Annotated in this window: 8 protein-coding genes; 5 read left to right on the top strand and 3 right to left on the bottom strand. The window is 67.4% G+C overall.

All coding sequences use genetic code 11. From position 1 onward, the window contains the following. Positions 1–97 precede the first annotated feature (97 nt). The 5 genes from dnaK to S2M10_RS05360 all read left to right on the top strand — a co-directional run bounded on the left by dnaK (position 98) and on the right by S2M10_RS05360 (position 5,552). Entirely contained in the window at positions 98–2,023 is a 1,926-nt protein-coding gene (gene dnaK, locus S2M10_RS05340) for a molecular chaperone DnaK (protein WP_168845222.1), read from the top strand. 114 nt (positions 2,024–2,137) lie between these two features. After that, on the top strand, positions 2,138–3,256 hold the full coding sequence (gene dnaJ, locus S2M10_RS05345; RefSeq protein ID WP_168845223.1) for a molecular chaperone DnaJ: 1,119 nt from the start codon (positions 2,138–2,140) through the stop codon (positions 3,254–3,256). A gap of 166 nt (positions 3,257–3,422) precedes the next feature. Continuing rightward, positions 3,423–4,091 (top strand): spermidine synthase, encoded by a 669-nt coding sequence (locus S2M10_RS05350; RefSeq protein ID WP_168845224.1) that lies wholly within the window; start codon positions 3,423–3,425, stop codon positions 4,089–4,091. Between the two features lie 286 nt (positions 4,092–4,377). Then, positions 4,378–4,929: a PEPxxWA-CTERM sorting domain-containing protein gene (locus tag S2M10_RS05355; RefSeq protein WP_168845225.1), complete on the top strand. Its 552-nt coding sequence runs from the start codon at positions 4,378–4,380 to the stop codon at positions 4,927–4,929. A 245-nt stretch (positions 4,930–5,174) separates the two neighbouring features. Beyond that, positions 5,175–5,552, top strand: a complete 378-nt coding sequence (locus tag S2M10_RS05360; protein ID WP_168845226.1) for a PRC-barrel domain-containing protein — start codon at positions 5,175–5,177, stop codon at positions 5,550–5,552. Positions 5,553–5,743: 191 nt separating this feature from the next. Here S2M10_RS05360 and S2M10_RS05365 read toward each other — a convergent pair whose 3' ends face one another. The 3 genes from S2M10_RS05365 to S2M10_RS05375 form a co-directional block, all read right to left on the bottom strand. Then, the gene (locus tag S2M10_RS05365; RefSeq protein WP_168845227.1) at positions 5,744–6,628 is read right to left on the bottom strand and encodes a GNAT family N-acetyltransferase; all 885 of its coding nucleotides are present in this window, start codon (positions 6,626–6,628) and stop codon (positions 5,744–5,746) included. Next, complete coding sequence (locus S2M10_RS05370; protein WP_168845228.1) at positions 6,625–7,578, bottom strand: polysaccharide deacetylase; 954 nt, start codon at positions 7,576–7,578, stop codon at positions 6,625–6,627. The genes S2M10_RS05365 and S2M10_RS05370 overlap by 4 nt, the downstream gene beginning before the upstream one ends. 84 nt (positions 7,579–7,662) lie before the next feature. Beyond that, a complete protein-coding gene (locus S2M10_RS05375; protein WP_168845229.1) occupies positions 7,663–10,344 on the bottom strand; it encodes a DUF3857 domain-containing protein in 2,682 nt (893 codons plus the stop codon). Positions 10,345–10,423: the final 79 nt, after the last annotated feature.

A 10,423-nucleotide genomic window follows, 5' to 3' on the forward strand; every position in this document is an offset into this window, starting at 1 on the left:
CCCTCGGACATCTGGACGGCGGTCGCCTCTTCTGGGGCCGGAATCCGGATAACGCTTTTAAACCCTTTTGTTTCGATTGTGGGGGCCAACGAGGACCATGGCTAAAGTTATCGGTATCGACCTGGGCACGACCAACAGCTGCGTCGCCGTGATGGAAGGCGGCAAGCCCAAGGTCATCGAGAATGTGGAAGGCGCACGCACCACGCCGTCGATCGTCGCCTTCGCCAAGGATGGCGAGCGGCTGATCGGCCAGCCGGCCAAGCGCCAGGCGGTGACCAACCCGGACAACACCATCTTCGCAGTGAAGCGCCTGATCGGCCGCCGCTTCGACGACCCCGTGACCAAGAAGGACACCGAGCTGGTGCCCTACACGATCGCGCGCGGCTCGAACGGCGACGCCTGGGTCAAGGCCGGCGGCGAAGAGTATAGCCCGTCGCAGATCTCGGCCTTCATCCTGCAGAAGATGAAGGAGACCGCTGAGTCGTATCTCGGCGAGAGCGTGACGCAGGCGGTGATCACGGTTCCGGCCTATTTCAACGACGCCCAGCGCCAGGCGACCAAGGACGCCGGCAAGATCGCGGGCCTGGAAGTGCTGCGCATCATCAACGAGCCGACGGCGGCCGCGCTCGCCTATGGCCTCGACAAGGACAACAACAAGACCATCGTGGTCTATGACCTTGGCGGCGGCACCTTCGACATCTCCGTGCTGGAAATCGGCGACGGCGTGTTCGAAGTGAAGGCGACGAATGGCGACACCTTCCTCGGCGGCGAGGATTTCGACAACAAGATCGTCGATTACCTGGCCGACCAGTTCAAGAAGAAGGAAGGCCTCGACCTCCGCACCGACAAGCTGGCGCTGCAGCGGCTGAAGGAATCGGCCGAGAAGGCGAAGATCGAGCTGTCGTCGGCCGCGACGACCGAGATCAACCTGCCCTTCATCACCGCCCGCATGGAAGGTGGCGCGACCACCCCGCTGCACCTGGTGGAGACGATCACCCGCGCCGATCTCGAGCGTCTGGTCGACGACCTGATCAAGCGCACCCTCGAGCCGTGCCGCAAGGCGCTGGCCGATGCGGGCGTCAAGGCCGAGGCGATCGACGAAGTCGTGCTCGTCGGCGGCATGACCCGCATGCCCAAGGTCCGTCAGGTCGTGAAGGACTTCTTCGGCAAGGAGCCGCACACCGGCGTGAACCCGGACGAAGTCGTCGCCATCGGCGCGGCGATCCAGGCCGGCGTGCTCCAGGGCGACGTCAAGGACGTGCTGCTGCTCGACGTGACCCCGCTGAGCCTCGGCATCGAGACGCTGGGCGGCGTGTTCACCCGCATGATCGACCGCAACACCACGATCCCGACCAAGAAGTCGCAGGTCTACTCCACCGCTGACGACAATCAGCAGGCGGTGACGATCCGCGTCTTCCAGGGCGAGCGCGAGATGGCGGCCGACAACAAGATGCTCGGCCAGTTCGACCTGGTCGGCATCCCGCCGGCGCCGCGCGGCGTGCCGCAGATCGAAGTCACCTTCGACATCGACGCCAACGGCATCGTCAACGTCTCGGCGAAGGACAAGGGCACCGGCAAGGAGCAGCAGATCCGCATCCAGGCCTCGGGTGGTCTGAACGACTCCGACATCGAGCAGATGGTGCGCGATGCCGAGAAGTTCGCCGAAGAGGACAAGAAGCGTCGTGCCGCGGCCGAAGCCAAGAACAACGCCGAGAGCCTCGTCCACACCACGGAGCGTCAGCTCCAGGAGAATGGCGACAAGGTCGACGCGTCGCTGAAGGGCGAGATCGAAGCGGCGATCGCCGAGACCAAGTCGGCGATCGAGAGCGGCGATGCCGATGCGATGACCGCCAAGGCGCAGGAACTCGCCCAGGTGGCGATGAAGCTCGGCCAGGCGATCTACGAGAAGCAGGCCGCCGAAAACGCCTCGCCGAACGCGGGCGGCACCGCCCCCGGCGGTGAAGCCGGGGCCGAAGACGTGGTCGACGCCGAGTTCTCGGAAGTGGACGACAACAAGGCGTAACAACCCCCCTCCCTCTCCCCGGTGGGGAGAGGGGGAGTGGGGCAAGACGATGCGAACCGTATCGATCAGGCCCCGCTCCCACCCCTCTCCCTTGATGGGGAGAGGGCTTTCTTGATGACCACCGAAGTCGATTATTACGAACTGCTCGAAGTCGAGCGCAGCGCGGACGATGCGACGATCAAATCGTCCTACCGCAAGCTCGCGATGAAATATCACCCGGACAAGAATGCCGGGTGCAAGGATTCCGAGGCGAAGTTCAAGGCGATCAGCGAAGCCTATGACTGCCTGAAGGATCCCCAGAAACGCGCGGCGTACGACCGCTTCGGCCATGCCGCGTTCCAGAACGGCGGCGGCGGCCATCATGGCGGCCAAGGCGATTTCGGCGCGTTCAGCGACATTTTCGAAAGCGTGTTCGGCGAGTTCATGGGCGGCGGGCGCGGCGGTGGCCGGCCCCAGCGGCGCGGCGCGGACCTGCGCTACGACATGGAGATCTCGCTCGAGCAGGCCTTCCACGGCCATTCGACCGACATCACCATCGACGTCTCGGGCCCCTGCGACAGCTGCCACGGCTCGGGCGCGACGCCCGGCACCCAGGCCAAGACCTGCACCACCTGCGCCGGGCACGGCAAGGTGCGCGCGCAGCAGGGCTTCTTCATGGTCGAGCGCACCTGCCCGGCCTGCCACGGCGCGGGCGAGGTGATCGCCGAGCCCTGCCGCAGCTGCCGCGGCGAGGGCCGGACCGACAAGACCAAGACGCTCAAGATCGAGATTCCGCCCGGCGTCGACGAAGGCACCCGCATTCGCCTGACCGGCGAGGGCGAGGCCGGCGCGCGCGGGGCGCCCGCGGGCGATCTTTACATCTTCCTCCATGTGACGCGCCATTCGCTCTACGAGCGGCAGGGCACGACGCTGTACGCCAATGCGCCGATCAGCTTCACCACGGCGGCGCTGGGCGGCGAGATCCGCATCCCGGGGCTCGACGGCGTGGAGCATGTGATCAAGATCCATGCCGGCACCCAGTCCGGCCGCGAGATGCGCCATCGCGGCGCGGGCATGCCGGTGCTGCAGGGCCGCGGCCGCGGCGACCTGGTGGTGCGGCTGGAGGTCGAGACGCCGACCAAGCTCAGCGGCCGCCAGCGCGAACTGCTCGAGGAATTCCGCAAGACCGAGACGGGCGAGGAATGCCCGCAGTCGAGCGGCTTTTTCGCCAAGCTGAAGGCGGCGCTGGGTTGATGCAGCTAACGGCGGGCATACTGCATTCGAACGACAGTCTCCCTCACCCTTCCCACCGCCTGCGGCGGGGGGCCCCTTCCCTCTCCCATTGGGAGAGGGAGGGAGCGGCGACGCCGCGGAAGGGTGAGGGCGGCACGATTTTCAGCTCGCCTCTCCGGACAAACCAATGACCCCGCGCGAACTGCTCGACACCGCCGAGGTGCCCGGCGGCGAACCGCTGCGGCTGTTCCGCCGTGGCGACGATCACATGATCGTGCTCGAACGCAACGAGCTGATGAACAGCCGGATGAGCGGTTCGGAAGAAGCGCTGGCGGTGATGACGCTCGAACGGCTCGGCAAGCGCGAGGCGCGGGTGCTGATCGGCGGCTATGGCATGGGCTTCACACTCCGCGCCGCGCTGGCGGTGCTGGGCGGCAACGCCAGGGTGACGGTGGCCGAGCTCGTCCCCAAGATCGTCGACTGGGCGCGCGGCCCGATGGCGGCGCTGACCAACGGCTGTCTGGACGATCCGCGGGTGAAGATCGTGTTCGACGATGTCGGCCGGGTGATCGCCGACGGCCAGAACGCCTATGACGCGATCCTGCTCGACGTCGACAACGGACCCGACGGACTGACCCGGGTGGGCAACGACAGCCTCTATTCGATGCGCGGCCTCGATTCCGCGCGCCAGGCGCTCCGCCCGGGCGGCATCCTCGCAGTATGGTCGGCAGCGCCCGATCCCGCCTTTGCCCGCCGGATGCGCGACAGCGGGTTCCAGGTGGAGGAAGTCGCCGTCCGCGCCCGACAGAACGGCAAGGGCCCGCGGCACGTCATCTGGTTCGGCCAGCGGCGATAAACATACCGGGGCGCGGATCGCAACGTGCACGCACCTTTGCTGGCGCACCGGGCGAACGCCACGCCGTCCTCTGCAGCCTAAAGTTCGATCGCGGGTGACCTTCTAGCGGTCAGTGGACAGGATTGCTTGGCGCAGCGCGCCTCAGAGATCGCCGATCCCGCAGTAATCACTGCGACAACGTGAATATATCGCTCAACATCAATCCGATGCCATCGACATCTCTTACGCTTTCGGTTAACCAGCCATTAATAATCGTCGAACCGACCGAAAGTGGAGGAGCATCGTAATGAAAAAGCGCCTTGTGACATTGGCCGCCGCGGCAACGTTATTCTCCGCCGCTCCGTCGATCGCACGCGATTACACGTTTGTAGGTACGTCCTACGGCTATTACGGATCCAGCGGATCCTATGTGGACATTAACCTCTCGCTGGTTGGCGGCCCCCATGCCTGGACGTTGACCGGATTCGGCTGGACGACGCACTATTATAACGAAGCCACCAAGACGTTCATCGATCACGCCTACACAATTGACGACATTATTTTCGAAAACGGGCTCGATAGCACGATCAACATCTACGGCAAGGCCGGCGGCAAGCTGGACGACCGGAACGCCGACGACATCTACCTGAACTATACGCCCGGGTTATATGTCGATAACGGCGTCGGCGTGTGGTCGTCCTCGGCCAATCCCGGAGAGCTTTTCGTATTCAACCCGCATCTCACCAGCCCGCTGCCGGAACCCGGCAGCTGGGGGCTGATGATCACGGGCTTCGGCCTGGCGGGTGCACTCATCCGGCGGCGGCCGGCGCACAATCTGCGCGTGCGGTACGAGGCCTGAGCCGATCCAGCCAGACGGGCGAAGCGGTAGTGGCTTACACCGCTTCGCCCGGTTGCGGTCGCCTGTCGTCGGAGTGTTGGAGCCCGCACAGGGCCCGTCCAGCAAGTCGAGACGGACCCGGGTCGCCGATTGTGGGCGGAGCTGCGGCATTTTCCGGCAAACACCCGCCCGTTCATCCCGTCTGCGGAACGACATCCCCGCCTCGTGCATTCCGAAGGGCGCAAGTTCCAGAAGGAAGCACGACGATGTCCGATACGCCCGAAACCACCAGCCTGCTCGTCACCGCCCGCGTCGAGGGGCTCAAAGTCCGCAGCCGCGACGGGGATTCGCTGGGGCAGGTCCAGGCGTTCATGGTCGAGAAGGGCAGCGGGCGCACGCTCTATGCGGTGCTCAGCCTCGGCGGGTTCCTGGGCATGGGCAAAAGCTACTATCCCCTGCCCTTCGAGCTGATCTCCTACGACGTTACCGGTGACGATTATGTCGTCACGATCGACCGCCGCGTGCTCGAAGGCGGCCCGAGCTGGGCGAGCAACGCGCCCGAATTCACCCAGGCCTATGCCGATCGGGTCTCCAATTACTACGGCCTCTCCGCCGCGCGCGTGGACCGCGTGCCGCTGGATTGATCGCCTGACGCCCGCAGATGGAGAGAGCGTTTCCTCCCCCGCCAGGGGGAGGTGGCGCGCGAAGCGTGACGGAGGGGGAGGATGCCAGAACCTTTCGGACCGGCGTGCTTCCTCCCCCTCCGTCAGGCCTTTGGCCTGCCACCTCCCCCTGGCGGGTGAGGAAACACTAGAAAACTACCCAGAGTGCGGTCTCAGCCGCGCCGTACGCGCCGGGCAATCCCCTCCGCCCCCAACCGCCGAACCACACGCTTGGCCAGCGCCACGCTGCCGTCGAACCCCGCCAATGCCGCGATCAGCGCCCGGTTGGCCAGCGTCGGGCGCAGCAGCATCAGGTCGACGCACGCCACCCCGCCGCTCGCCATCTGGCGCTTGTGCTGGCCCTCGCCCTCGGTGAAGTCGAACCAGGCGAAGCGGCCTTCGGCGAACAGGTCGCGCAGCGCTTCCAGCTGCAGCACTGCCCCCGGCGAGTGTGCGGCGAAGGCGGGATCATGCCCGACATGGGCGTAGAGCAGGGTGTCGCCGTCCGCCGGACAGCAGAGATAGGCGATCGCGCGACCGTCCCGCACCAGCAGCCATGCCCGCACCGCATCGGCCGCGGCGAGCCGCTGCAGCCCGGCCAAGTCGTCGGGCAGGCCACCCCCGAGCAGGCGCTCCTGATAGGTCCGTGCCGAAAGCGCGCGGGCGAGCGGGTGGAAGATGGCCAGTTCTTCGGCTGTGCGAAAGCGATGCACCTCCGCGTCGATCCGCCGCGCCTTCCGCTTCAGCCCCTGCCGGCTGTTCGCCGACAGCCCGGCGAACCAGGCATCGAAGCCCAGCGACAGGTCGATGTGAAAGCGCGTGTAGCGCTGCCGCACCGCTCCCAGCATGCCCGCCCTGCCCAGCGCGGTGTGCTGGGTTTCGGGCAACGAGGTGATCAGATAGCCCTGCGCCTCTTGCGGCAGCGGCGGCAGTTCCGGGCACGCGCCCTGACGTGCCTCGGCAAGCGTCAGCGGCACCCGCACCAGCCGCCGCCGCACGGAGGCTAAAGTCCGCGCGCCGACCATGAACCGCAGCGCCACCGGCTGCATCACCGTCATCCCGCGCGTTCCTCGATCAAGTTCGACCAGAGCTGCTCGGCCTGGCGCAGCCGGGTGCGCAGCATGCTCGGAGCGAGCGGTACATCCTCCCGGTCCAGCGGCAATGCCGGACGATCGGCAAAATGCGCCGTGAAAAGGGCGTCGCGCCGTTCGGCAAGCATCCGGCACAGCGCCTCGAAACGCCGGACATGCACGGCGTTGGGCCTCGTCCCGGCGCGATTGGCGAGTTCGAAGCCGTGGCTGATGATGGTCAGCGCCGCGTGACGGTTCCTCGCGGCGTGATCGAGCGCCGCGCGCATCTCGCGGGCCGAGAGCGCGCAGATCTGGAAGTGCCGCAGCGCCGTGCCGGTATCGATCAGCGTCACCGGCACTTCGATCAGTCCCTGGTGCCGCACCGGAGCGATCTGCCGCGGCGACAGGCCGATCGCACTCGGCCAGGGATGCTCGGAGCCGTTGTGGCTCGAATCATAGGCGAAGCCCGCCGCCGCCAGCGCGGCCAGCGTGGCGTCGTTCGCCGCATAGCTGCCGCCGCGAAAGGCGATCGGCGCGGGTGCCCCCGCCTCGATCAGCAGCGCGCGCGCCTGGCGGATCAGCGCGTGCTGCTCCTCGGCGCCGTAATCGACCAGGTCGAAGCGGGTGGGCATCCGCCCGCGATCGGCGGCGCTCGCCTGTGTCCAGTTGGGGTGGAGGTGCAGCTGCACCTCCTGCCCGGCCGCGCGGATCGCCCGCACCACTGCCGCGATCGGGGCGAGGCCATGGACCAGCGCCGGCATCGGATCGACGAAGAAACACGCCTTCAGCCCATGCGCCGCCAGCCGCTCCAGCTGCCAGCCGACCCCCACCCCGGCAGGCTCGAACGAGCGCGCCGCGACCTCCGCCAGATCGAGACCGGCGACATGGTGGCGCCACATCAGCTCGGTATCGATCGTCAGGAACACGGTGGTAGGCATTGCGGTGCGTCTCGCCATCGCCCCGGAGACAGGGGACCAGTGCGCACTGGCCTAGCCCAGCCGGATGAAGAAATGGCAAAGCGGCTAGGGCTTGATCCCCAAGCGGGCGAAGCGCTCGTCGATGCGCGGCTCGATCATCCGCGCGGCGGCGAGATAGGCATCGGCATCCGCGGCCTTGGTCCGCCTGCCGATCACGCCGCGCATATAGAGGCTGTCCGACTGTTCGGGGCTCGCCCGCAGTGCCGCGTCAAGATCGGTGCGTGCCGCGTCCAGCTTGCCCATGCGGAAATAGACCATGGCCCGGCTGTCGAGGATCGCCGCCGCGCTGCTGCTCAGCTCGACCGCGCTGGTGCAGTCCTTCAGCGCCTGCTCGATCGCGACATTGTGCGTCGCGCGAATCCAGCAGCGGCTGTTGAGCAGCGCGGCATTGCCCGGCGCTGTGGCGATCGCTTCATCGAGCACCGCCACGGCGTCGTCGACCTGGCCGCCATCGCCCAGCAGGTTGGCGAGTTCCATCTGCCAGCCGAGCTTCTTCTCGCCGCCCTGGTCGATCCGCGCCTCGATCAGCGCCCGCGCCTCCTCCATCTGCCCCCGGTCGCGCTTGAACACCGCCAGCGTGCCGGTGGCGCCGGCCGAATCGGGCTCCAGCTCCAGCGCGGCCTGCACGTCGGCGAGCGCCTTGTCGTCGCGGCGCAGCGCATATTGGGCGTCGGCGCGGCGAAGATACATATCCGCGGTCGGCGCCAGCTCGATCGCCTTGCTGAGGTCCGCGATCGCCGCCTCGCGATCATAGATCGCCTCGTGAAACCAGGCGCGGTTGGTGTAGCCGTCGGGATCGTCGGGCTTGGCGGCAATCGCCTTGGCATAGGCGTCGAGGATGGGCTTGAGCCGCCCGTCGTTCCGTGCGGCGCCGATCACCGCCCAGCGCGCCGGATGGTCGGCGGGGGCGATCAGCCGCAGCGGATTGGCCTTCACCCGCGCCACGTCGGCGCGCGCCGCCGGGATCTGCTCGGGCGCCACTTCCTGCAGGCCGGTGGTCGTGCGGTCCTGCAGCGACAGCCAGCCGTCCGCCAGCGCCACCTTGCGCGCGAGCTGCATACCCGCGAGCATCGCCGGCAACGTCTGCTGCCCTTCCAGCGTGAAGCCCTTGCCGCCGTCGGCAAGCTTCCACCGCCGCTCCACCCACACGTCGGAAGGTGCCCCGCTCGTCGCCGGGATCGCTTTCCACGCGGTGCGGGCACGATTGGGCGCGAAGCTCAGCCCCTCGGCGGTCGAGTCGAGCAGCAGGCGGAAACGCCCGCGATCATAGTTCCAGTCCTGATAGGCGACGCCGTTGGCGGTAACCGTCACGGTGCCGTTGGCGGAATCGTCCTCCATCTTCTGGTCGAACGCGCTGTGGTTGCCGAGCACTGCGGAGATCTGCGGACCAAGGAACTCGGCCAGCTTGTCCTTGTCGATCTGCGAGCGCGCGCCGCGCAGCGCTTCCGCCATCGCGCCGCTATAGACGATGCGGATCGCGAACAGCTGTGGAAACTCGATGCCGGCGGTCGCATCTAGCGTCACGGATACCTGCTGCGCGGGCCGCGCCGGCGCGCGCATCGGCATCGCCTCCAGCGCGGCACCCGCCGCGCGGATCGGCAGCGCGGTGCGGAACGGCGGCACGTCGTCCAGATCCTCGACGCGCGAGCCGCCCTGGGTACCGTCCAGCCACAGCGTCTTGCCGTCGATCGTCGCGCGGACGATCACATGGTCGAACGCGCCCGGCGAGGGCAGCCGCGAGGCGACCAGATCTCCCAGCCCGCTGCTCACCAGCGCGGGCTCGGCTTCGATCTCCAGCGCACGAAGCAGCGATACCAGCAACAGCGTCTTGGCCTTGCAATCGCCATAGCGCAGCGTCCAGGTATCCGCCGGCGCCTGGGGGCGGTAATTGCCGTTGTCCATGCCGCGGAACAGGTAGCGGACCTGGTCCTGCACCAGCCGCAGCGCCATTGCGGCGCGGGTACGCGGGTCCTTGCTGGCCGCGGCGATGCGGGCGACCTCCCCGGCGAGCGGGCTGCCCGGCGCGATCGCGCCTTCGCTGCGATAATAGGGCGCCATGGTGCGCGACAGCGTCGCCCAATCGGCATAGGTGCTCACGTCGAGCATCGGCAGCGGCTTGTACCGCGCGGGCGCATCGTCGGGGAGTTCGGCGGGCTTCGCCGTCGGCAGCGGCAGGGTGAGCTCGCGGTAGCCGCCGGCGATCAGCTTGGGTTCTGCTCCCTTGCGATCGGCCGAGCCGAACACGCCGCCGGAATAGTCGCGCCACGCCACCGGCACTCCGTCCTTCCACAGGAGCCGCGCGCGGCCGAAGCCGAGCTTGGCGGGCGCCGGCACCATCGGCACGACGCTCATCATCTCCTTGCCGAGCACCGGATCCTTGCGGGTGATGGTGAAGGCGACATCCAGCACGTCGCCGACGCGCAGCCCTTCCAGCGCCACCGTGGCGGTGAGCGCACCGTCGAGCGCGAACTGTTCCAGCTTCTGCTCGCGCTGGATCACCTTGAAACGTGTTCCCTTGGCGAGCAGGTCCACCCGCTCGCCCGCTCGCAGGATCTGCAACTTGTGGATGATCAGGTCGCCCTTGGCGGGATCCCATTGCAGCGGCAACGTGCCGCTCTGCGTGAGCATCTGCGGCGAGGCGATGCGGATCGCGCTCTCGAAATAGATCGAGACCTGGCCTGAAGCGCCCCGGGTTTCCAGGAGGCTCCAACTTGTGAGAAGGAGCATCCGTTATGAGCAAGACAACCAACAAATTTTCACCTGAAGTCCGCGAGCGGGCGGTTCGTATGGTGGTGGAGCAGCGGGC

The sequence above is a fragment of the Sphingomonas sp. S2M10 genome (assembly GCF_012650175.1).
In the GTDB taxonomy this organism is placed as follows: Bacteria; Pseudomonadota; Alphaproteobacteria; order Sphingomonadales; family Sphingomonadaceae; genus Sphingomonas.

Bases quoted from the DNA above. Each gene is read 5' to 3' on its own strand.
- dnaK (WP_168845222.1), top strand. From the start codon at position 98: ATGGCTAAAGTTATCGGTATCGACCTGGGCACGACCAACAGCTGCGTC.
- S2M10_RS05365 (WP_168845227.1), bottom strand. From the start codon at position 6,628: ATGACGGTGATGCAGCCGGTGGCGCTGCGGTTCATGGTCGGCGCGCGG.
- S2M10_RS05355 (WP_168845225.1), top strand. From the start codon at position 4,378: ATGAAAAAGCGCCTTGTGACATTGGCCGCCGCGGCAACGTTATTCTCC.
- S2M10_RS05350 (WP_168845224.1), top strand. From the start codon at position 3,423: ATGACCCCGCGCGAACTGCTCGACACCGCCGAGGTGCCCGGCGGCGAA.
- S2M10_RS05360 (WP_168845226.1), top strand. From the start codon at position 5,175: ATGTCCGATACGCCCGAAACCACCAGCCTGCTCGTCACCGCCCGCGTC.
- S2M10_RS05370 (WP_168845228.1), bottom strand. From the start codon at position 7,578: ATGCCTACCACCGTGTTCCTGACGATCGATACCGAGCTGATGTGGCGC.
- dnaJ (WP_168845223.1), top strand. From the start codon at position 2,138: ATGACCACCGAAGTCGATTATTACGAACTGCTCGAAGTCGAGCGCAGC.
- S2M10_RS05375 (WP_168845229.1), bottom strand. From the start codon at position 10,344: ATGCTCCTTCTCACAAGTTGGAGCCTCCTGGAAACCCGGGGCGCTTCA.